General features: G+C 57.9%; 15 protein-coding genes and 1 pseudogene. 8 read left to right on the top strand and 8 right to left on the bottom strand.

The window, feature by feature from the left end:
* Positions 1-640: 640 nt before the first annotated feature.
* Together MC50_RS29360 and hisD are read right to left on the bottom strand one after the other, a co-directional pair.
* Positions 641-1,006: pseudogene (locus tag MC50_RS29360) on the bottom strand (GntP family permease); the annotation flags it as partial.
* Positions 1,007-1,106: 100 nt separating this feature from the next.
* Positions 1,107-2,414, bottom strand: a complete 1,308-nt coding sequence (gene hisD / locus MC50_RS07055; protein WP_032696956.1) for a histidinol dehydrogenase — start codon at positions 2,412-2,414, stop codon at positions 1,107-1,109.
* A gap of 180 nt (positions 2,415-2,594) precedes the next feature.
* Here hisD and MC50_RS07060 point away from each other — a divergent pair, with 180 nt between their 5' ends.
* Positions 2,595-3,611 carry a LacI family DNA-binding transcriptional regulator gene (locus MC50_RS07060; protein ID WP_032690352.1) on the top strand — a complete coding sequence of 339 codons (1,017 nt, stop codon included), beginning with the start codon at positions 2,595-2,597 and terminating at the stop codon, positions 3,609-3,611.
* Between the two features lie 16 nt (positions 3,612-3,627).
* On the opposite strand, the gene MC50_RS07065 is transcribed toward MC50_RS07060, so the two are convergent.
* Positions 3,628-4,251, bottom strand: a complete 624-nt coding sequence (locus MC50_RS07065) for a glutathione S-transferase family protein (protein WP_047663558.1) — start codon at positions 4,249-4,251, stop codon at positions 3,628-3,630.
* 122 nt (positions 4,252-4,373) lie between these two features.
* Between MC50_RS07065 and MC50_RS07070 the strand changes: the two genes are divergently transcribed.
* The 3 genes from MC50_RS07070 to MC50_RS07080 all read left to right on the top strand — a co-directional run bounded on the left by MC50_RS07070 (position 4,374) and on the right by MC50_RS07080 (position 8,032).
* Positions 4,374-5,522 (top strand): iron-containing alcohol dehydrogenase, encoded by a 1,149-nt coding sequence (locus MC50_RS07070; RefSeq protein ID WP_032690350.1) that lies wholly within the window; start codon positions 4,374-4,376, stop codon positions 5,520-5,522.
* Between the two features lie 249 nt (positions 5,523-5,771).
* Positions 5,772-7,424 carry an alpha,alpha-trehalase gene (locus tag MC50_RS07075; RefSeq protein WP_032690349.1) on the top strand — a complete coding sequence of 551 codons (1,653 nt, stop codon included), beginning with the start codon at positions 5,772-5,774 and terminating at the stop codon, positions 7,422-7,424.
* A gap of 68 nt (positions 7,425-7,492) precedes the next feature.
* Positions 7,493-8,032: a GNAT family N-acetyltransferase gene (locus tag MC50_RS07080; RefSeq protein WP_032690348.1), complete on the top strand. Its 540-nt coding sequence runs from the start codon at positions 7,493-7,495 to the stop codon at positions 8,030-8,032.
* Positions 8,033-8,074: 42 nt separating this feature from the next.
* On the opposite strand, the gene MC50_RS07085 is transcribed toward MC50_RS07080, so the two are convergent.
* Positions 8,075-8,833, bottom strand: coding sequence for an SDR family NAD(P)-dependent oxidoreductase (locus tag MC50_RS07085; protein ID WP_032698597.1), 759 nt, complete (start codon positions 8,831-8,833; stop codon positions 8,075-8,077).
* A 119-nt stretch (positions 8,834-8,952) separates the two neighbouring features.
* Between MC50_RS07085 and MC50_RS07090 the strand changes: the two genes are divergently transcribed.
* The 3 genes from MC50_RS07090 to MC50_RS07100 all read left to right on the top strand — a co-directional run bounded on the left by MC50_RS07090 (position 8,953) and on the right by MC50_RS07100 (position 12,585).
* Positions 8,953-9,852, top strand: coding sequence for a LysR family transcriptional regulator (locus MC50_RS07090; protein WP_047663559.1), 900 nt, complete (start codon positions 8,953-8,955; stop codon positions 9,850-9,852).
* A 109-nt stretch (positions 9,853-9,961) separates the two neighbouring features.
* Positions 9,962-10,993 carry an inner membrane protein YhjD gene (gene yhjD, locus MC50_RS07095; protein WP_032690345.1) on the top strand — a complete coding sequence of 344 codons (1,032 nt, stop codon included), beginning with the start codon at positions 9,962-9,964 and terminating at the stop codon, positions 10,991-10,993.
* A gap of 269 nt (positions 10,994-11,262) precedes the next feature.
* Positions 11,263-12,585 (top strand): MFS transporter, encoded by a 1,323-nt coding sequence (locus tag MC50_RS07100; protein ID WP_032690344.1) that lies wholly within the window; start codon positions 11,263-11,265, stop codon positions 12,583-12,585.
* A 47-nt stretch (positions 12,586-12,632) separates the two neighbouring features.
* On the opposite strand, the gene MC50_RS07105 is transcribed toward MC50_RS07100, so the two are convergent.
* Positions 12,633-14,684, bottom strand: coding sequence for an AsmA family protein (locus tag MC50_RS07105; protein ID WP_032698593.1), 2,052 nt, complete (start codon positions 14,682-14,684; stop codon positions 12,633-12,635).
* A gap of 194 nt (positions 14,685-14,878) precedes the next feature.
* On the opposite strand from MC50_RS07105, the gene kdgK reads away from it, so the two are divergent.
* Entirely contained in the window at positions 14,879-15,808 is a 930-nt protein-coding gene (gene kdgK / locus MC50_RS07110) for a 2-dehydro-3-deoxygluconokinase (protein WP_032697076.1), read from the top strand.
* 167 nt (positions 15,809-15,975) lie between these two features.
* Here the strand turns inward: kdgK and MC50_RS07115 are convergent, their stop codons facing one another.
* The 3 genes from MC50_RS07115 to hmsP all read right to left on the bottom strand — a co-directional run bounded on the left by MC50_RS07115 (position 15,976) and on the right by hmsP (position 21,143).
* Positions 15,976-17,469 (bottom strand): M16 family metallopeptidase, encoded by a 1,494-nt coding sequence (locus tag MC50_RS07115; RefSeq protein ID WP_032696960.1) that lies wholly within the window; start codon positions 17,467-17,469, stop codon positions 15,976-15,978.
* A gap of 220 nt (positions 17,470-17,689) precedes the next feature.
* Entirely contained in the window at positions 17,690-18,976 is a 1,287-nt protein-coding gene (locus MC50_RS07120; protein WP_032690342.1) for a dicarboxylate/amino acid:cation symporter, read from the bottom strand.
* Between the two features lie 157 nt (positions 18,977-19,133).
* Positions 19,134-21,143, bottom strand: a complete 2,010-nt coding sequence (gene hmsP, locus MC50_RS07125) for a biofilm formation regulator HmsP (protein WP_047663560.1) — start codon at positions 21,141-21,143, stop codon at positions 19,134-19,136.
* Positions 21,144-21,368: the final 225 nt, after the last annotated feature.

Here is a 21,368-nt window from a genome sequence, read left to right on the forward strand (position 1 = left end):
CGATGACGCCGCCAAAACCGTACTCCGATGCGGTATTCAACGAAGCGAGCATCGCGCCGCCGACCGCCACCTTGCTGCCATCCGCCAGCTTGCCTTTCAGGCTGCGCCAGGCAAACAAAAAGATGGTGACAATACCGCACAACAGCGCCGCCATGACCGCCCAGATGGCGACCATCTTTTTGACATCGCTTTCCAGCGGCGCTTTCAGCCCCGGCAGGTCAATCAGGAAATGGCCGCCGTAGGTCAGAGGAATAAGCCAGGTAAAAATCAGGTTGGCGATACCGACCACCATCAGCGGCAACAGCGCGATAAACGGATGCGGCAAATTGAGGTCCGCCGGGGTTTCCGGCTCATTCACTAAATTTGTGCCGTAGCCTTCCCCGTTACGCTGCGCTTTACGCCGCATTGCTTCGAGATAGAGCCAGCCGCCGATCGCCACGAAGGCCGATCCGAGAATCCCCAGCCACGGCGCGGCCCAGGAGGTGGTGCCATAAAAGGTGGTCGGGATGATGTTCTGGATCTGCGGCGAACCCGGCAGGGCATCCATGGTGAAGGTAAAGGCCCCCAGCGCAATGGTGGCCGGCATCAGGCGTTTAGGGATCTGGCTCTGACGGAACATTTCAGCGGCAAACGGATAGACCGCGAAGACCACCACAAACAGCGAAACGCCGCCGTAGGTCAGCAGAGCGCACACCAGGATAATCACCGGCATCGCCTTGTTCTGGCCCATTAAGCGGGTCACGGCGCTGACAATCGAGCGGGAAAAGCCGGAAAACTCAATCAGCTTGCCGAAAACCGCCCCGAGCAAAAACACCGGGAAATAGAGCTTCACAAACCCAACCAGCTTATCCATGAAGATATCGCTGAAAACAGGCGCAACCGCCGCCGGTTGAGTTAACAAAACGGCGCCAAGTGCGGCCAGGGGGGCAAAGAGGATCACGCTGTAGCCACGATAGGCGGCTAACATCAATACTCCTAACGCCAGTAAGGCAATCAATACGTCCATAGGGCTATCCATCAGCGTGGCCGCCACTTTTCTCCGAGTTATATGGCGGCCGATGTTATCCAGAGGGGCTTATCCTGCCCTCCGCTTCAGTGCTGAATGCTCACTCGGGGATACCGGCGTAAGGCACATCTTTATGGCCATAGCGACGCACGCGAACGTTGGCCTGCTCGCCGTGTCCGGAGAACCCTTCCAGCGCGCACAGGCGCGAGCAGTACTCGCCAATCTGCGCGGAAGCGCTATCGGTCAGTACCTTTTGATAAGTGCAGGTTTTGATGAATTTGCCGACCCACAGCCCCCCGGTATAGCGCGCCGCTTTGCGCGTAGGCAGCGTATGGTTAGTCCCGATAACCTTATCGCCATAGGCCACGTTGGTACGCGGACCAAGGAACAGCGCGCCGAAGTTCTGCATATTGGCGAGGAACCAGTCAGGATCTTCCGTCATGACCTGCACATGTTCGAAGGCCAGCTCATTGGCAATCTTCAACATCTCTTCCTTGTCCTGGGCGACGATGACCTCGCCAAATTTATCCCACGATTGACGAGCGATTTCCGCCGTCGGCAGCACCGCCAGCAAACGCTCAATCTCCGCCAGGGTTTCGCGCGCCAGCTTCCCGGAAGTGGTCAGCAGAATAGCCGGTGAATCCAGGCCATGCTCGGCCTGGCCCAGCAGGTCGGTGGCGCAGATTTCGCCATCCACGCTCTCATCGGCAATCACCAGGGTTTCGGTTGGCCCGGCAAACAGGTCGATACCGACGCGGCCGAACAGCTGTCGCTTGGCTTCGGCAACAAACGCATTTCCCGGCCCCACCAGCATATCGACCGGAGCAATGCTCTCAGTGCCGACCGCCATCGCCGCCACCGCCTGAATACCGCCCAGACAGTAAATTTCATCCGCACCCGCCATATGCTGCGCCACCACAATGGCCGGAGCCGGTTTACCGTTAAACGGCGGCGCGCAGGTGACGATGCGCGGCACGCCGGCCACTTTAGCCGTAATGATCGACATATGCGCCGAGGCCAGCAGCGGGTACTTGCCGCCCGGAACGTAGCAGCCCGCCGCGCTGACCGGAATATTTTTATGGCCCAGAATGACGCCCGGTAAGGTCTCCACCTCAATATCTTTCATGCTGTCACGCTGATGCTGAGCAAAGTTGCGCACCTGCTCCTGGGCAAAACGGATGTCCGCAATATCGCGTGCGGAGAGCTGGGCATAACAGTCGTCAATCTCCTGCTGGCTGAGACGGAAGTCCTCTCTGTCGAGCTTGTCGAACTTAATCGACAGCTCGCGTACCGCGGCGTCTCCGCGCGCTTCAATGTCCGCCAGAATTTTTTCCACCGCTTCACGAACGGAACGATCGTGCGTTTTTACCGCTTCAGATTCAGCCCCGCGTTTGATCCAGGTCGCCATAATTTGCCTCACTATGATGTTAATAAAATGCTAATGCATTCGAATTCATTTGTATCCTGGCGTGAATAAGATGTGATGAAAAGGATCAATGCATTCGAATGCAACGCAGATCGCAAAATGAGTGACAGCGGGGCAGATTCACGCATAATGACGAGGCATTCGTTAGCGGGAGACAAAGGAATGGCAGGTTCAATCAAACGAGCGGTGACAAGTTATGACGTTGCGAAAGCGGCGGGTGTCTCGCAATCTGCAGTTTCCAGAGCCTTTACCGACGGGGCGAAAATATCGCCCGCCACCCGGGAGAAAGTGCGCAAAGTCGCCGCAGAGCTCGGCTATCGGCCGAGCTTTATCGCGCAATCGCTGATCACCCGCCGCTCCAATCTGATAGGCATTGTGGTACCTGGACTGGTCAATCCGTTCTACTCGGCCGTCCTCGATGAGCTTTCGCATAAGCTTAATCTGATGGGATATCGGGTACTGCTGTTTTCCATGTATCGCGATGACGATACCACGCCGATCATGGAGGAGATCCTGCGCCATCGCGTCGAAGCGCTGGTGCTGGTTTCCAGCAGCCTCTCTTCCCACTTCGCCCAGGAGTGCCAGCACCTCGGGCTCCCGGTTTTGCTGCTCAATCGTAAAAATGACAGCCAGTCCGTCTCCAGCGTCACCAGCGACAACCTCGCCGGCGGCGCGGCGATTGCCGATTTTCTGCTGGATGCCGGCCACCGGCAGCTGGCGTTTATTGCCGGGAGAGATACCTCATCCACCAGCCGCGACCGGGAAACCGGCTTTCGCCACCGGCTGGATACGCGCGGGGCCAGGCCCCCGTTGCGCGATAGCGGGATGTGGTCGATTGAAGAAGCGATGAACGCCACCCGCAGGCTGATGGCCCTGCCAGACCCGCCGGATGCGCTGTTTTGCGCCAATGACATGATGGCGATCGCGGCATTAAACGTCGTGGTGGGCGAAATGGGTATGCGGGCCGGCCACGATATTTCGGTCGTCGGCTTTGACGATATCGCGATGGCCAGCTGGCCGCTGATCGATCTCACCACCTGGGTGCAGCCGCTCTCGGAGATGGTGGAAGCGGCGATCGCGGTATTAAAGACGCAGTTGGATAGTGCGGAGGCGGCCCCCGTGCAGCACGTGTTGAAAGGCAAGCTCATTATCAGGGGCAGTACCCGGCCGCGGCGTTAACTCCGGGAGTAGACCGTCACGCCGTACCGTTATTGCCGTGGCGCATAAACGCCGGCCGCTGATTGAGCATCATATACCAGCGCTCAACCGCCGTCAGCTCCGGATGGGCAAAAGGGGTCATTTTCCAGCGATGTACCGACAGACCCAGTACGATGTCCGCCAGCGTAAACTGCGGGCCGGCGATCCATGCGCCGGTGCGCTGCAGCTGTGATTCAACGATGTGAACACAGCGGGTCCACGTAGCGATGCTCTCCTTAATCGCCGCCGGATCCTGAAAACGCGGGTCTTTGCGCACCAGACCCATAAATGCATAGCGCCAGGCATTGTTAAACTCCGTGGCCTGCCAGTCCATCCAGCGCTCAACATCCGCTGCGCCCTGAGGTGTCACCGGTAGCAGATCCTCACGTCCGGCTTTGCGCGTCAAATAGCGGCAGATGCTGTTTGACTCCCATAGCACGAAATCATCATCGAGCAGCACCGGCACCAGGCCGTTTGGGTTCAGGGCGCGAAACTCGGCGCTATCGACCGGCTGGAAACCGCTGCCGTAATCCTCCTGCTGATAGGTCAGACCGACTTCATCGCAGGTCCATAACACTTTACGAACGTTAATTGATGAGCGTTTGCCCAGTATTTTTAGCATCGTGACATCCTTAAGCGAAGGAACGTGACTTCCACCCTACTCTATCCGGCGACAAAGAGGCAGCCTGCCGGATAATGTGTATAGTTGATTTCAGTCTTTTTTGCTGACACAGGGAACCCGCCATGCTGACTCCGTTTACTGTTTTCACGCCCGGCAATATCCGTTTTGGCCGCGGCCTTGCCCGTAGCGCTGCCCCCTGGCTGGCCCAGCGTACCGCGAAGGTACTGCTGGTCCACGGCGCCAGCGCGCAGCGGGCCGGTTTTTTACTCACCGAGCTGCGCGCCCATCATCTTGAAGCGATGACGCTATCCGTAGCCCATGAGCCGACGCTGGAAGATATTGAACAGGGGGTGCGTCTGGCGCGGGAAAATGGCATCGGGGCGGTGGTCAGCCTCGGCGGCGGCGCGGTTATCGACGCAGGAAAAGCGATTGCTGCGCTGGTGCCGGCCTCGGGCCCGGTGATGGAGTATCTGGAAGTGGTGGGCAACGGCCGGGTATTAGAAGGGCATCCGCTGCCGTTTGTCGCTATCCCGACTACCGCCGGTACCGGGGCAGAAGTGACGAAAAATGCGGTGATTAACGTCCCTCAGCAGCGGCGAAAAGTCAGCCTGCGCGACGATCGGATGCTGCCGGAGCTGGCCATCGTCGACCCGGCGCTGACCGATAACGCCCCGCGCGCGGTGACGCTCGGCTCCGGCCTTGACGCGATTACCCAGCTCATTGAGCCCTGGCTCTGTACCCGCGCCAATCCTTTTACCGATGCGCTGTGCCGGGCCGCTATTCCGCGCGGAATCAAAGCGCTCCGCACGCTGATGGAAAAAGAGTGCCCGGACAGCCGCGATGAGATGGCCTGGGTCAGCCTGTGCGGCGGCCTGGCGCTGGCGAATGCTGGTCTTGGCGTCATTCATGGGCTGGCCGGCCCGCTGGGGGGACTGAGCCATGCTTCCCACGGCGCACTCTGCGGCAGCCTGCTGCCTTACGGCCTGGCGCTCAATGAGTCGCAGGTCAGCAACAGGGCTATCCGCGAACGCTTTGACGAAGTCCGCCAGTGGCTGGCCGACGGGCTGGACGTCGAGCCGGAGACGGCCTGGGATAGCCTGCGCGAATGGAGCCGCGGCGCCGGGCTGGGGAATCTGCGCGAACTGGGCGTACCGCACGAGGCCCTGGAGCCTGCGGCGCTGGCAGCCAGCAGCTCCTCATCCATGAAAGCGAATCCGGTGCAGCTGGATAGCGAGCAGCTGCTGGAGATGCTGGAAGCGGCGTGGGAGTGACGCCCCGTTTTATCCGGCATAATTAGATTTTGTTGCAAAACGATTGCTCCGAATTCCCCCCTTCGACCCGGAGCAATTTGATATAAAAAATCAATAAATTAGCCACATCTCTACCTAAACTTATCGCTAAAAAACGTGACCTGACGCACACTTTTATTTCCAGACACCGAAGCGAATGACTAAGCTTAATAGTCAGGCCGGGAGAGGCCCGGCGCCCTGAACTGACGCGATCCGGAGGTCTGTATCACTATGTCCAGCCAGACATTACGCAACGAGAATGGCGATAAACCGAAGATCGAGCGCGATCTGTGCTACGAAGCCGATCCGTATGAGTTAAAACTGGATGAAATGTTCGATGCCGAACCGGAGCCGGAGATCATCGAAGGCCTGCCGGCCTCTGATGCCCTGACGCCTGCCGACCGCTATCTGGAACTCTTTACGCATGTGCAGAAATCACGCATCTTTGCCGACAGCAAAACCTTCCCCGACTGCGCGCCAAAGCAAGATCCGCTGGATATCTTGATCCACTACCGGCGGGTGAAGCACCAGCCTGGATTCGACCTGCGCCAGTTTGTTGAAGAGCACTTCTGGATGCCGGACAACCGCACTGACGACTACGTGTCCGATCCCCGGCGATCGCTGAAAGAGCATATCGATAACCTCTGGCCCGTTCTCACCCGCGAACCGCAGGATCATATTCCCTGGTCATCGCTGCTGGCGCTACCACAGTCTTATATCGTGCCCGGCGGGCGCTTTAGCGAAACCTACTACTGGGACTCCTACTTTACTATGCTGGGGCTGGCGGAAAGCGGCCGCGAAGACCTGCTGAAATGTATGGCGGACAACTTCGCGTGGATGATTGAAACCTACGGTCATATCCCCAACGGCAACCGTACCTACTACCTCAGCCGCTCGCAGCCGCCGGTGTTTGCCCTGATGGTTGAGCTGTTTGAGGAGGATGGCGTGCGCGGCGCGCGGCGCTATCTCGACCATCTGAAACTGGAGTATCAGTTCTGGATGGATGGCGCCGAATCGCTGATCCCAAACCAGGCCTATCGCCACACGGTGCGCATGCCGGACGGATCGTTACTCAATCGCTACTGGGACGACCGCGATACCCCGCGGGATGAATCGTGGCGGGAAGATGTGGAAACGGCGCGCCACTCCGGCCGCCCGGCCAACGAAGTCTACCGGGACCTGCGCGCCGGGGCGGCCTCCGGCTGGGACTATTCCAGCCGCTGGCTGCGCGATATCACCCGGCTGGCAAGCATCCGTACGACCCAGTTTATTCCGATCGATTTAAACGCCTTTTTATTCAAACTGGAAAACACCATTGCCAATCTATCCGGCCTGAAAGGCGACCGGGAAACGGAAACGGCTTTTCGCCAGAAAGCCAGCGATCGCCGGTCCGCGGTAAACCGCTATTTATGGGATGAAGAGGGCGGCTGTTTTCGGGATTACGACTGGCGACGCGAACAGCAGGCGCTCTTCTCCGCCGCCAGCATCGTAGCGCTGTATGTCGGCATGGCTACGCACCAACAGGCCGAGCGGCTCGCCGATGCGGTCCGCGCCCGCCTGCTGACTCCCGGCGGCATCATGGCCACCGAATATGACAGCGGCGAACAGTGGGATAAGCCCAACGGCTGGGCGCCGCTACAGTGGATGGCGATACAGGGATTTAAACTGTACGGCCAGGACCCGCTCGGCGACGAAATTGCCCACAGCTGGCTGCAAACGGTGAACCATTTCTATAAGCAGCACCATAAGCTGATTGAGAAGTACCACATCGCCGGCGGTGTTGCCCACGAAGGCGGCGGCGGCGAATATCCGTTACAGGATGGCTTCGGCTGGACGAACGGCGTGGCGCGTCGGCTGATAGGGCTGTACGGAGAACCCTTATAACCAGGTGCTGTTCCGACAATTCATGTCCTGCTATGGTCATAGCATCGCACTTTGCAGGAATTGTTTTCATGACCGAATTGCTTACGCCACGGCTGCACTGTTCACAGCTGAAGCAGGAGGACTGGTCTTTTTTTCTCGCTCTGCAGAGAGATCCGCAGGCGATGCTGTATATAGCCGATTCACGCCCGCTGTCTGAAATACGCGAGGCCTTCGATTCGCGTATTTCACCGTGGTCGCCAGGGGCAAAACAGTGGCTGTGCCTGGTGGTGCGCGACAGGGAGACCCGTATACCGCTGGGTCTGACCGGCTACCGGCATCATGAAGGCGGTTGCGCTGAAGTGGGCTTTTTATTTACCCCGGCCGCGCAGGGGCGCGGCTATGGCTATGAATCCCTGCGTGCGCTCTGTGATTTTGCCTTCAGCGCCGGAGGCGTACGGCGTCTGACCGCCACGGTTACCGCCGGCAACATAGCCTCGCGAAATCTGCTGCAGAAAACCGGCTTTCTGCAGGAGGGTGAGCTGCGCGAATGCTACTGGCTGAACGGACGCTGGCATAATGACTGGCTGTTTGGCCTGCTGCGTCGCGATTATCACACGCTGAAAATATAAGCTGAACGCTGCGCCTCTCCGCAGACGGAGAGGCGGTCACGATTACAGGAACATGCCGCCGGAAACTTCCACGCGCTGTGCGTTCATCCATCTCAGGTCATCGCTCAACAATGCCGCGATTGCATCGCCGATGTCATCTGGCAGCCCTACCCGACCCAGCGCCGTTTGCGCCGCAATATGCTGATTAACCTGAGCATTATCCCGCACTATTCCACCGCCAAAATCGGTTTCTATCGCGCCTGGCGCGATAATGTTGACCGAAATCCCGCGCCCTCCCAGCTCCTTCGCCTGGTAGCGGGTCAGCACTTCCATCGCCCCTTTCATCGCCGCATAGGCGGCATAGCCCGGCAGCGCGAAGCGGGCCAGCCCGCTCGACACATTGAGGATACGTCCCTTATCCGCCAGAAGTGGCAGCAGGCGCTGGGTCAGGAAGAACGGCCCCTTAAACTGGATATTCATCAGCTCATCAAATTGTGCTTCGCTGGTCTCAGCAAAGGGGACGTTTAAACCGATCCCGGCATTGTTTAATAAATAATCAAAGGTATCGCGCTGCCAGCGCTGTTGCAGCAGCTGAGCCACATTCTGAGCGAAAGTGCCAAAGCTCGCCGTATCACCGACGTTCAACGCCAATGCCGCAGCTTTCACCCCTTTTTGCTCAATTTCATCCACGACTTCCTGGGCAGCCTGCGGGTTGCTATGCCAGGTGAGAATAATATCGGTTCCCTTCTCTGCCAGCTTCAGCGCGGCATTTTTTCCCAGTCCACGGCTGCCGCCGGTCACTAAAGCGATACGTTGTGCCATCAGAAAACCCCTTCTCAGTTGCGTTTGTCTGGTTAAAGAGCTTATTAGCTGCCAGTAAAACAATAAATGCGTTAAATTACGTTTTACTGTTCCAGAATTAACAACAATAGAGTTTCGGTATGGATAAAATTCACGCAATGCAGCTGTTCATCCGCGTCGCGGAGCTGGAGAGTTTTTCCCGCGCCGCCGAAACCTTAAACCTGCCTAAAGGGAGTGTCTCGCGCCAGATTCAGGCGCTGGAAAACCATCTGGGGGTGCGCCTGCTGCACCGCACCACGCGTCGGGTTCAGCTCACCCAGGACGGGATGGTCTATTACGAACGCGCCAGGGACCTGCTCAGCAATCTCGATGAGCTGGACGGCATGTTTCAGCACGATCCGGCCACCATCAGCGGCCGCCTGCGGGTGGATATGCCGGTTGGACTGGCCAGGAAACTGATCATTCCGCGCCTGCCGGCTTTTTTGCAGCAGTACCCGGGCGTTGAACTGGAGCTGAGCAGTAGCGACCGGTTGGTGGATGTGATTCGCGAGGGGTTTGACTGCGTGGTGCGCGTCGGCACGCTGAAAGACTCCGGCCTGATCGCCCGTCCGCTGGGTAAGCTGACGCAAATTAACTGCGCCAGCCCGCAGTATTTATCACGCTTCGGCTACCCGACCACGCTCGACGATCTGGCCGGTCATGCTCTTATTCACTATGCCAGCACCCCTGGCGCTCGCCCGCTGGGGTTTGAGGTGATGAGCGATGGCGTTGTCCAGTGGGTGAAGACCGGCGGCACGCTCACCGTTAACAGCACGGAAACCTATCAGGCCGCCTGCCTGGCCGGGCTGGGGATTATCCAGGTTCCGCGTACCGGCGTCCGCGAAGCGCTGCGCACCGGCGAGCTGATTGACATCCTGCCGCAGTACCGCGCGGCACCGCTGCCGGTATCGTTAATCTATCCGCACCGACGCAACCTTTCCCGTCGGGTACATCTGTTTATGGAGTGGCTGGGGAGCGTGATGAAAGAGTACGTCGATTAGGCGACGCCGCCCTTTATCCGGCGGTCGTTCGGACGCTTCGCAGGTCTATGAAGGATTTTACGTATATAATTTTGAAGAATCTCGCTGTAAAGAAAGGAAGAAATCACTCATGACATCGGAAAACGACGCGAAACGCCCGACCCAGGATCCGGGCCAGCCGCCGGAAAAAAGTAAAAGCCCGCTGGCCGCCATCAACGACTCTGCCGTGGCGCAGAAGGCGAATCAGGCGTTAAAAAGCGTCACCGGAACAGCAGAAAAAGTTCAGAGGAACCCGATTATTGCGCACCTGCTGCGCGCAACCGAACGGTTTAACGACAGGATGGGAAACCAGTTCGGTGCGGCCATCACCTACTTTTCGTTTCTGTCGATGATCCCGATTCTGATGGTCTCCTTCGCTGCCGCCGGTTTTGTGCTGGCCTGGCACCCGACGCTGCTGCAGGACATTTTCGATAAAATCCTGCTTAATGTCAGCGACCCCACGCTGGCCGCCACGCTGAAAAACACCATTAATACCGCCATCCAGCAACGCACCGCCGTTGGCCTGGTCGGTCTGCTGGTTGCGCTCTATTCCGGTATTAACTGGATGGGCAACCTGCGGGAGGCGATTCGCGCCCAGTCGCGCGACGTCTGGGAGCGAGCGCCGCAGGACCAGGAAAAGATCTGGATGAAATACTTCCGTGATTTTATCTCGTTGATCGGCCTGCTGGTGGCGCTGGTGGTGACGTTATCGATAACCTCGGTCGCCGGTTCCGCGCAGCAGATGATCATCTCCGCGCTCTATCTTGATAATATTGAGTGGTTGAAACCGGCCTGGCGGCTGATCGGCCTTGCTATCTCCATCTTCGCCAACTATTTGCTGTTTTTCTGGATCTTCTGGCGCCTGCCGCGCCACCGTCCGCGGCGTAAGGCGCTGATTCGCGGTACCCTGATTGCAGCTATCGGTTTTGAAATCATAAAAATGATCATGACCTGGACCCTGCCCGCGCTGGTGAAATCGCCTTCCGGCGCCGCCTTTGGCTCCGTATTAGGCCTGATGGCCTTCTTCTATTTCTTCGCCCGCCTGACGCTGTTCTGCGCGGCGTGGATCGCCACGGCCGACTACAAGGATGACCGTCGTATGCCGGGCAAAGCCCACGATTGATGCCGTATCGGGCTGAAGAAAGGTACAAAATTCAGCCCGAATCATCATTTCAGCAGATAAATCCAACATGTAACTTTTATTTAACGCGGAACTGGTTTTATCTACTATTATTTTATTTGTGTGAAGCATTTCATAGAAGTTATTTTTCCGGCACGCAAATTATCCGCTTTTTGACCATTTTTTCACCACTCACGCCCCCTGTTACAGATTGAAATGTCCCTTTTGCTGTGGCTATATGACCTTTCGTTCGCTAAAAATAAGAAAGATCTATGCAAGCCACAGCCACCACACTCGACAAGCAGCAGGAAACCGCTCCGGTTAACTCACGCAATAAAGTCGTCGTCGCCTCCCTCATCGGTACCGCCATTGAGTTCTTCGACTTTTATATCTATGCCACCGCCGCGGTGATCGTATTCCCGCACATTTTCTTCCCGCAGGGTGACCCGGCCGCAGCTACGCTACAGTCGCTGGCGACGTTTGCCATTGCCTTTATTGCCCGTCCGATTGGCTCTGCGCTATTCGGCCACTTCGGCGATCGCGTCGGCCGTAAGGTCACCCTGGTCGCTTCGCTGCTGACCATGGGCATCTCCACGGTGGTGATCGGCCTGCTGCCCGGTTACGAGAGCATTGGTATTCTGGCGCCGATGCTGCTGGCGCTGGCGCGCTTCGGCCAGGGGCTGGGGCTGGGCGGTGAATGGGGCGGCGCGGCGCTGCTGGCGACCGAAAACGCCCCGCCGCGCAAGCGCGCGCTGTACGGCTCTTTCCCGCAGCTCGGCGCGCCTATCGGCTTCTTCTTCGCCAACGGCACCTTCCTGCTGCTCTCGTGGCTGCTGACCGACCAGCAGTTCATGGCATGGGGCTGGCGCGTACCGTTTATCTTCTCCGCCGTGCTGGTGATTATCGGGTTGTATGTGCGCGTGTCGCTGCACGAGACGCCGGTGTTCGCCAAAATCGCCGCCGCGAAGAAACAGGTCAAAATCCCGCTGGGGACCCTGCTGACGAAGCATGTGCGCGTCACCGTGCTCGGCACCTTTATCATGCTGGCGACCTATACCCTGTTCTATATCATGACCGTCTATTCCATGACGTTCAGTACCGGCGCCGCGCCGGTGGGTCTCGGCCTGCCGCGGAACGAAGTGCTGTGGATGCTGATGATGGCGGTCATTGGCTTCGGCGTGATGGTGCCGGTGGCGGGTCTGCTGGCCGACGCGTTTGGTCGCCGTAAGAGCATGATCGTGATTACCACGATGATTATCCTCTTCGCGCTGTTCGCCTTTAAACCGCTGCTGGGCTCCGGTCAGCCGGTTCTGGTCTTCGCCTTCCTGCTGTTGGGCCTGAGCCTGATGGGGCTGACCTTCGGCCCGATGGGTGCGCTGCTGCCGGAGCTGTTTCCGACGGAAGTTCGCTACACCGGCGCATCGTTCTCGTATAACGTTTCGTCGATTCTCGGCGCCTCCGTCGCACCGTATATTGCCGCCTGGTTACAGGGCAACTACGGCCTGATGGCGGTCGGCCTCTATCTCGCGGCCATGGCCGGGCTGACGCTGATTGCGCTGCTGTTGACCCACGAAACGCGCCATCAGTCGCTGTAATCCCTTACTGCCCGGCGCGCCGCGCCGGGCACGCTTCTTCCATTCGTTTACTTTTTCATCTGCGATAAAATCGCCCGGCACTGATTGGCATCCCCTTCCGCAGGCGATACCAGCGCCAGCAGGGCCGCCGCCGGCGTGACTAATGTCGCCAGCGCCGCCGCTACCGCGCCGCGCGCGATCAACGGCCCGGCCTTCACCCCGGCATTCGGCGATTGAAAGGTCCCGCGCACGTACAGCGGAGAGCGTAGGGTAATAATACGCAATCCCTTACTCTCCGGATCAATGGTCAGGTCGAGCTGTTCCGAAGCAAAGCTGGCGGTGCCGGTCACGTTAATCAGCGCATTTTCGGTATCAAAGGCAAAAATCTGCGGCCGCGCCACGCCGTTAGTCACATTGATATTTGCCGCCGCGCAGTTCACCCGGACCTCATCATCGCCAAATATCTGCCCGATAACATAGTTACCCACGTTCAGACCGAGGATTTCCATCAGGTTACGGCTAATCAGACCGTCGTTCATCAGCAGCTTCAGATTGCCGTTGCTGTTGCCCAGCAGCGCCGCCACCGAATTGCCGCTCCCGCGCAGCTGTACGTCGCCATTCATCTCCCCGAGCGTCTTCTGCATCATTTCGACTTTCGGCATCAGCGCCTTCAGCTTCAGACGCCGCGCCTGCAGGTTGGCTTCCCCCTGCAATGGTTTCTTATTGCCCTGCAGATGGAGGCTGCCGGCAATTGTGCCGTTCGCCAGGCCAAAGCGCAGCGGCTGCAGGCGCAGGTCACCTCGTTCCAGGATCACATGGGTGGAAAGGTCGCTAACCGGCAAAGTGCCGCCGTGCTCAATCCGCCCGCCTTTAAAGCGCACATCGGCGTCCATCAGCTGCCATTTATCGGTATCAAAGCGATCGTACGGTAACACTTTCCCCGCAGGCTGCGCTGAAGCTGCGCCTTTACGTTGCTCGCCTCCGGCGGTTTTTGTGCCTGTATTCACGCCAATGAGCGGGCCAAGATCCGCCAGCCGTAGCTGTCGTGAAGCGACATCGCCCTCCAGCTTCGGTCGCGGTTTGCCAGTGCTGTAGGTCAAGGAACCGTGGATATCACTCTCGCCAATACGGCCGTTAAAATCACGATAGGCGAAACGCGCGCCTTTCGGATCCTGAAAAGTGGCGCGCAGATGGCCGTCGGTCGAGAAGGCCGGCGTATCCGGCAGCACCACCCCGGTCAGCTCGTACAGATCCCGCAGCGAGGCCCCGGAGAACTTCAAACGCAGATCCACGCCCCCGAGATTGAGGGGATCGCTGACCGTGCCGCTAAAGGCGACCCGGGTGTTGCCGGAGCGAAAGTCCCCCTGCAGCGGGAACGGCTCCCCCTCGCTGCGCAGCGCCAACATGCCGCCGATTTTACCGTCGCCCTGGAGCGGCTGCCCGTTATAGGTCCCCTTCGCCTGCAGGCCAAAAATATAGTCTCCGGCTTTTGCCGACCCCTCTTTGTCCTTCTCGCCGCTCACCTCGCTGAAGGGCAGCGGCTTGCCGAGCGGATCGACCAGGATCGTGATATCCGCGCGCGTCACCTTGTCATCAATGGCTATCCGTCCGCGATCGAACAGAATATTATCCAGGCGGAAAGACCAGCCGGAAGAGGCGGGCCGTTCGGTGGACGCGGCATCGGAGGCCAGGGTAAAGGTCCAGTTATTATTTTTTTCCGACAGCCGAATCAGGCGGGCATCGGGCTGTTCCAGCTTAATCCACGGCAGGTAAACGGTTCTGGTAAGCAACGCCAGCGGCGCCAGGGTGGCTTCAACGCGCGGCAGATGCACCATGGTGACCTGAGGGATCGCCGGCGGGTTGCCGAGAACAATATCTTCGGCATGGATGTGCGGCCAGGGGATCCAGCGCCGCCAGCCGCTCTCGCCTGGCTGGCGCTCCCAGACAATGCCGAGGTCGCCGCGAATCGCAAACGGTCGATTCAGCTCGGCTGAGACCTTCTGGTTGATCGTCGGTTTCAGGCGATTCCAGTCAAAGGTCGCCAGCACGATGAAAAACAGAACGATCGCTACGAGTATCGTTCCCGAGATAATGGCAATCGTTTTACGGGTTCTGGTCATCCCCTCTCCGCTCCTTTTGCGTCTCGTCAGTTCTGAATATAGTTGAAAAGCACATCTTTCTCTGACAAATGCGCTTTTCGTCACATTCCACGCGTCAGGTCAAAAAAATAATGGAACATTGTTTTAATATAATTGACCATAAAAACGGCGCGGCGCACACTCGCGCTTATTCGATTCCATCTCAGGTCATGATTATGTCTAAAAAAATTGCCGTCATTGGCGAATGTATGATTGAGCTGTCAGAGAAAAACGCGGCGGTAAACCGCGGATTTGGCGGCGATACCTTAAACACTTCCGTCTATATTGCGCGCCAGACCGATGCCAGCGCACTCGCCGTCCACTACGTTACCGCGCTAGGTACCGATGGATTCAGCCAGCAGATGCTGGATGCCTGGCAGCAGGAGAAGGTCCACACCAACCTGATTCAACGGATGGCCGACCGCTTACCCGGTCTGTACTACATCGAAACCGACGATACCGGCGAGCGGACGTTTTATTACTGGCGTAACGAGGCAGCGGCAAAATTCTGGCTGGAGAGCGAGCAGGCTGCCGCAATCTGTGAAGAGCTGGCCACCTTTGACTATCTCTATCTCAGCGGAATCAGCCTGGCCATCCTCAGCCCGACCAGCCGCGACAAGCTGCTGACGCTGCTGCGCGAATGTCGCGCTAACGGCGGGAAGGTCATTTTTGATAATAACTACCGCCCGCGCCTGTGGGCCAGCCAGGAAGAGACCCGCCAGGTCTATCAACAGATGCTGGCCTGCACCGATATCGCCTTCCTGACGCTGGATGACGAAGATGCGCTGTGGGGTGAAAAGCCGGTCGATGAAGTCATTGCCCGCACTCATGCCGCGGGCGTGCAAGAGGTGGTGGTGAAGCGAGGCGCGGATTCATGCCTGGTGGCGATCGCCGGCCAGCCGCTGCTGGACGTACCGGCCGTGAAGCTGGCAAAAGAGTGCGTAGTGGATACCACCGCGGCAGGCGATTCGTTTAGCGCCGGTTATCTGGCGGTGCGCCTGACCGGCGGCGATGCGGAATCTGCCGCCAGACGCGGCCACCTGACGGCCAGCACGGTCATTCAGTATCGTGGGGCGATTATCCCGCGCGACGCGATGCCGCAGTAGTCCAGGCCGGGCGATCGCACCGCCGTTCGCCAACATCTACCCCGCTCGCGCGGCGTTTAGCGGGGCTACGATCGGTGCCGTATGTAATCTGTAGCCCGGGCAAGGGGTTTACCCCGCCGCCCGGGAACTTCCCGGTCACGCAATGCAGACCGGAGATAGCCGCTGATTTACTGCGCAGGAGGAATATCTGAGGCGTCGTTATGCGCTTCAGCCGCGCCGCCGCTGGTTGCCGCAGCCGGGGCTGGCATCATCAGCCTTTCCCATGTCGCCTTCAGATCCTTCATATTGTATTCCGGCTCACCCTGCGGTTGTTGCAGTACCAGCGCCATATCCTGCGACAGCTGCTGGCGCAGATACTGATTCAGCATATCCACGGTCAGAGAGTCCAGAAACTCCTGACGCAGCTTCTGATACTGCTCCGGCGCGATATCCACCACCTGGTTTTGCAACGAGCGGATACGCTGGCTAATCAGAATGTCGGTATCGGTGCGCGCGTAGGTGGCAAACAGCTTCTGCAGCTCCAGGTTTTTCTGCGCAATCAGCGCATCAAACTCTTCTTCCGGCAAGCCGTTATCGCGTACCTTCGCCAGTTCGCGGGAGACTGCGGTCAGGTTTGCGTTGAGTTTATTGCCCGGTGATTCAATATTAATGGCGCACTGCGCGCGCTGATACAGCACCCGACAATCAAAGCCGAGGTTAACGTCTTTGGCATTGCTCCTGCTCAGGCTCTGTTGCACATGCCAGAACAGCGCCTCACGCGCCAGATCGTCACGCCAGTAGCGCTGCAGAGCCACAGAGTCGCGAATCGGCTGCCACGGGGAATCCCACATGATCGACAGCTTATCCTGACGCACCGTTTTGGTCATGATGCTCACCGGCGTCGTCGGGAGCGGCGCCAGCGTCGGCACCGCCGCCGGCGTTTCGCGTTTGCCTTTCAGCTCACCGAAGGTCTTGTTGATCTGCTCCGCCACGCTGCGGCTATCGACGTTACCCACCACGATCAGCGTCATGGCATCCGGGGTATACCATTTCTGATAGAACGCCTTCAGCTGAGCAATATCGACCGGTTTTTTCAACGGGGTGCCCGGATCATGTCCCAGCATCGTGGAACCTTTCAGACGATAGCGCCACCAGCCATCTTTGGTGTCCAACGGCCAGGTCGCCACCATGTCATCCCCCTGCAGGGCATGATTCACCGATTCCGGCGTCACGACCAGCTTTCCGCTGGCATCCGACAGCCAGTTCAACGCCTCTTTCAGCAGATCATTGCGGTTATTCGGCAGGCTGAGATTAAACATGGTGTAGCTATACGAGACGATCGCGGGCGGCATCGGACGATTGGGGTCGATGCTTTGTTGCCATAGCGAACGCGCCTGCATTGTCGGCAGACTGCCGCTCTGCGTCAGCGCCAGACGAGGAATAAAGTGGCTAAAGCCGCTCTGCTGAGTGCTCTCACTCAGCGAGCCAATATTTACGAACAGACGGACTTCAATACGATCGCTAGGACGCTGCGGCGTGGCTAAAACCTGCCACTGAAGTCCATTCGCGAGAGTCCCCTGTTGCCAGGCCGGGTCCGGCTGGAGCGCTTCTGCTTGCACATAACCGGCTGCTGCCATCATCAGCAAACCACCCGTTAACAGTCGAATTTTTGTGCCCTGCATGTGAACCCCTGATGAACATTCCTGGTTACAAAAGCAACCCGCGCGCGGGCTGCCAAAAAATATGGTGAACGAAGTACGTCGGTTAGACCACGCGGAGATGAAAATGTCGCACGGAGACGTAAAATAATCATTTCGTATCATTCCCCTGCTGCGGGGAATGATACCTAATTATGCGCAGGAGCCCGGAGTCCAGCAAGGACAACGGGCCTAACAGAAGGATTTAAGAGGATAATTCGTGCGATTTGTTGGTTGGCTCGCGGTTATTCAGGACATCATCCAGCTGCTGGCTGTCCAGTTCTTTCACCCATTTTGCCACCACGATAGTCGCCACACCGTTACCCACCAGGTTGGTCAACGCGCGTGCTTCAGACATAAAACGGTCAATCCCCAGGATTAGCGCCAGACCGGCGACCGGCAAATGCCCTACCGCAGAAATCGTTGCCGCCAGAACGATAAAGCCGCTCCCCGTCACCCCCGCCGCTCCTTTTGAGGAGAGCAACAGCACGACCAGCAGGGTAATCTGATGGAAAATATCCATATGACTGTTCGTCGCCTGAGCAATAAAGACCGCCGCCATCGTCAGATAGATCGAGGTCCCGTCGAGGTTAAAGGAGTAGCCGGTTGGAATCACCAGCCCCACGACCGATTTACGACAGCCCAGCTTCTCCATCTTGTCCAGCATACGCGGCAGCGCCGATTCGGACGAAGAGGTCCCAAGGACAATCAGCAGCTCTTCACGGATGTAGCGGATGAACTTGAAAATGCTAAACCCGGTCACGCGGGCAATAGAACCCAGTACCACCACCACGAACAGGATACAGGTGATATAGAAGCAGACGATCAGCTGACCCAGTTGCACCAGGGTGCCGACACCGTATTTCCCGATGGTGAAGGCCATGGCCCCGAAAGCACCGATTGGCGCAAGGCGCATAATCATGTTGATGATGCCGAAGATCACCTGCGAGAAACTTTCGATGACGTTAAAAATGAGCTGGCCTTTGCTCCCGAGGCGATGCAGCGCAAAGCCAAACAGCACGGCAAACATCAGTACCTGCAGGATGTTGCCGCTGGCAAAGGCGCCGATGACGCTGCCGGGGATAATATCCAGCAGGAAGGCGACAATCCCCTGTTCTTTCGCCTGCTCGGCGTAGACCGCCACCGCATGGGCATCCAGGGTCGCCGGGTCGACGTTCATTCCGGCGCCGGGTTGCACCACGTTAACAATAATCAGGCCGATAATCAGCGCTGCGGTACTGACCACTTCGAAATAGAGTAGCGCCACCGCACCGGTACGGCCGACGGCTTTCATACTTTCCATCCCGGCAATACCGGTCACAACCGTACAGAAAATAACCGGCGCGATAACCATTTTTATCAGTTTAACGAAGGCATCGCCGAGAGGTTTCATCTGCGCGCCCAGTTCCGGGTAGAAATGGCCCAGCAGAATACCGATCGCAATGGCCGACAAAACCTGCACATAGAGGCTTTTGAAGAGAGAGGTTTTCATAGGGTGTCCTTTGGGTAAAACCACAGACCTTGAAGGGGTATAGGCTGTCTGTGGCTTAAAAGTAACACCAGGGAAACATTTCAGAAATAACTAACCGCAAAAATGCAACGGAATTGTTAAAAACTTTGAGCTGACACGCACAAGTTCACCACGCGCGTTACAAGCTTGCACCCTCTTCATTCTTGCCTCGCAAGAACTGCGTCATAAAGGCCTCCTGCGACAAAGCGCAACCAAACAGGAACCCCTGAACGACATCCACGCCGGCCGCCTGCAACCAGTGATACTGCGGCTCTTTTTCTACCCCTTCCGCCACGATGCGCAGATTAAGGCCGCGCGCCAGCTGGATAATCGCCGGAACCATGCTGGTATCCTCGGGCAACATATCAATAAAGGCTTTATCGATTTTCAGGATATCGACCGGCAGCGATTTCATATGCTGGAGCTGACGCAGCCCGGCATAGCCCATACCGAAATCATCCAGCGCGATCCGCACGCCGGCCTCACGTAGCGGGCGCAGCAGCGACACCACCGTCTGCGGGTCGTCCAGATGACGGCTTTCCGTAATCTCCAGCACCAGCGTCCCAGGCGCAATGCGATAGCGATCCAGTAACGTCAGCATCTCGGTACCGCGATCGTGGTGCAGCAGCTGCAGCAGCGAAACGTTCACCGACAGCGGCAACATGATGCCCAGGCTTTGCCATGCGGCCAGCTGACGACAGGCTTCTTCCATCACCCAGTAACCTACCGGCACCATCAGCCCGCAGGCTTCAATGCGTTCAATCAGATCCGCAGGGAGCGACCAGCTACCGTCGGGCTGGCGTTGCCGCAGCAGCACTTCCGCCCCGCAGACCTCACCGCTGGCGGCATCAACCTGGGGCTGAAGCCAGATAGCAAACTGATGATTATCCAGCGCGGTCAGGATGTCGTGCTCTTCCATCAGCCGACGCTGGGCTTTTTCCATCTGCGCCGGATCGAAGAATTCAATCTGGTTTTTACCTTTGTGCCGCGCGGCGATGGCGGCAGAAAATGCCCGACGATAGAGCTGTTCCGCGCTCAGTTCGCCGTTAAACATCGCGATACCCACGCTGGCGCAGGGGCGCAGTTGAATACCCTGTAGCGGCAGCCGTTCATTTATGACTGTGAGCACTTGCTTACTTAATGTCACCGCGTGCCACGGCTCGCTCATTCCGTGGGCCAGAATCGCGAAGTCATAGCCGCTAATCTGAGCCAGCACCATCCGCGACGGGATAATCCCCCGCAGCTTCTCCACCAGCGTCAGCAGCAGGATCTCGCGCTGGGTCTCTTTCAGTACCCCCGCGGTGTCCTGCAATGTTTCGCAGGCGATAACCAGCAAAGCCGAGCTTTGCGGCCGGGCGACGGTCTGCTCCAGCAGGGCCATCAAAAAAGCCTTATTCGGCAGCTCGGATACCGGGAAGCGGGTGGACTGTAAGGTCAGCTCATCGTGCTGGCGCAGCAGGGTCTGCTGATTGCGGTTATAGCTGCGCACCAGCAGGCCTATTTCATCGTCATGGTGCAGACGCGGCAGCGTCAGCTGGTGCCCGAGCCGGTCCTGCGGCGCAACATCATTGAGCTCACGGGCCAGCTTACGCAGCGGACGGACGATCAGACGGTTGATACACCATGTGATAGCCACCGTCAGAATAAGCACCAGCAAGAAGTAAGCGGTCACTAACGTAGAAAGCACGCTCATGACGAATTTGTAGGTCTGCCAGGAGTCGGCCTGCAGCACCAGATAGGCTATCGGCTGCGGGTTGGCTGGCCTCTCCAGGGAGTAAATCGGCAGGGAGATCTGTACCGGGAGTTCGAAAATGCGAGTCACCATCACCGGTACCGGGCGCTCCGGGATAAAACGCATCCGCAGCGCCTGAAATTGATTGGGCAACACCACATCCGCCCGGCTGACAATACCAGCAGGCTGGATACGCCCCAGAATGGCTTCCGCCTCAGGGATATCCGCTTTCAGAATAGCCCCCGACAGGGGTTCGCGAACGGAACGAGCGATACTTTCTAATTGCGTGGCCGTAATGAAGCGACTCTGTTGCACAAAGTGAAACAGCAAAATAGAACAAAATACCAATACAAACGCCATGGACACGCCCGCGACCATCGCCATCTGTTTAATTGTAAGTGAGCGGCTGACGCGCAACTGGGTTCTCCACTGATACTTAACACCAACCCGGTTTAATTCCATCAAAACCGGTCGTTTTCGGGATGATTATATACTTAAATCCTTCGCTCGCGTCCGCAAGGGGTGACGTGATGTCTGCGCGTTATTTTCCCGGATTGCCGCTGACCCCTTACCGGAGCCAGGCGACGGCATTGGTCTGTCGCCCCGATAAGCGTAGCGCCAGCGAGGGAAAGACGGCCAGAA

This window comes from Klebsiella planticola (assembly GCF_000783935.2).
Taxonomy (GTDB): domain Bacteria; phylum Pseudomonadota; class Gammaproteobacteria; order Enterobacterales; family Enterobacteriaceae; genus Klebsiella; species Klebsiella planticola.

Coding starts and splice junctions, on each gene's coding strand:
- hisD (WP_032696956.1), bottom strand. CDS start 2,414: ATGGCGACCTGGATCAAACGCGGGGCTGAATCTGAAGCGGTAAAAACG.
- MC50_RS07060 (WP_032690352.1), top strand. CDS start 2,595: ATGGCAGGTTCAATCAAACGAGCGGTGACAAGTTATGACGTTGCGAAA.
- MC50_RS07065 (WP_047663558.1), bottom strand. CDS start 4,251: ATGCTAAAAATACTGGGCAAACGCTCATCAATTAACGTTCGTAAAGTG.
- MC50_RS07070 (WP_032690350.1), top strand. CDS start 4,374: ATGCTGACTCCGTTTACTGTTTTCACGCCCGGCAATATCCGTTTTGGC.
- MC50_RS07075 (WP_032690349.1), top strand. CDS start 5,772: ATGTCCAGCCAGACATTACGCAACGAGAATGGCGATAAACCGAAGATC.
- MC50_RS07080 (WP_032690348.1), top strand. CDS start 7,493: ATGACCGAATTGCTTACGCCACGGCTGCACTGTTCACAGCTGAAGCAG.
- MC50_RS07085 (WP_032698597.1), bottom strand. CDS start 8,833: ATGGCACAACGTATCGCTTTAGTGACCGGCGGCAGCCGTGGACTGGGA.
- MC50_RS07090 (WP_047663559.1), top strand. CDS start 8,953: ATGGATAAAATTCACGCAATGCAGCTGTTCATCCGCGTCGCGGAGCTG.
- yhjD (WP_032690345.1), top strand. CDS start 9,962: ATGACATCGGAAAACGACGCGAAACGCCCGACCCAGGATCCGGGCCAG.
- MC50_RS07100 (WP_032690344.1), top strand. CDS start 11,263: ATGCAAGCCACAGCCACCACACTCGACAAGCAGCAGGAAACCGCTCCG.
- MC50_RS07105 (WP_032698593.1), bottom strand. CDS start 14,684: ATGACCAGAACCCGTAAAACGATTGCCATTATCTCGGGAACGATACTC.
- kdgK (WP_032697076.1), top strand. CDS start 14,879: ATGTCTAAAAAAATTGCCGTCATTGGCGAATGTATGATTGAGCTGTCA.
- MC50_RS07115 (WP_032696960.1), bottom strand. CDS start 17,469: ATGCAGGGCACAAAAATTCGACTGTTAACGGGTGGTTTGCTGATGATG.
- MC50_RS07120 (WP_032690342.1), bottom strand. CDS start 18,976: ATGAAAACCTCTCTCTTCAAAAGCCTCTATGTGCAGGTTTTGTCGGCC.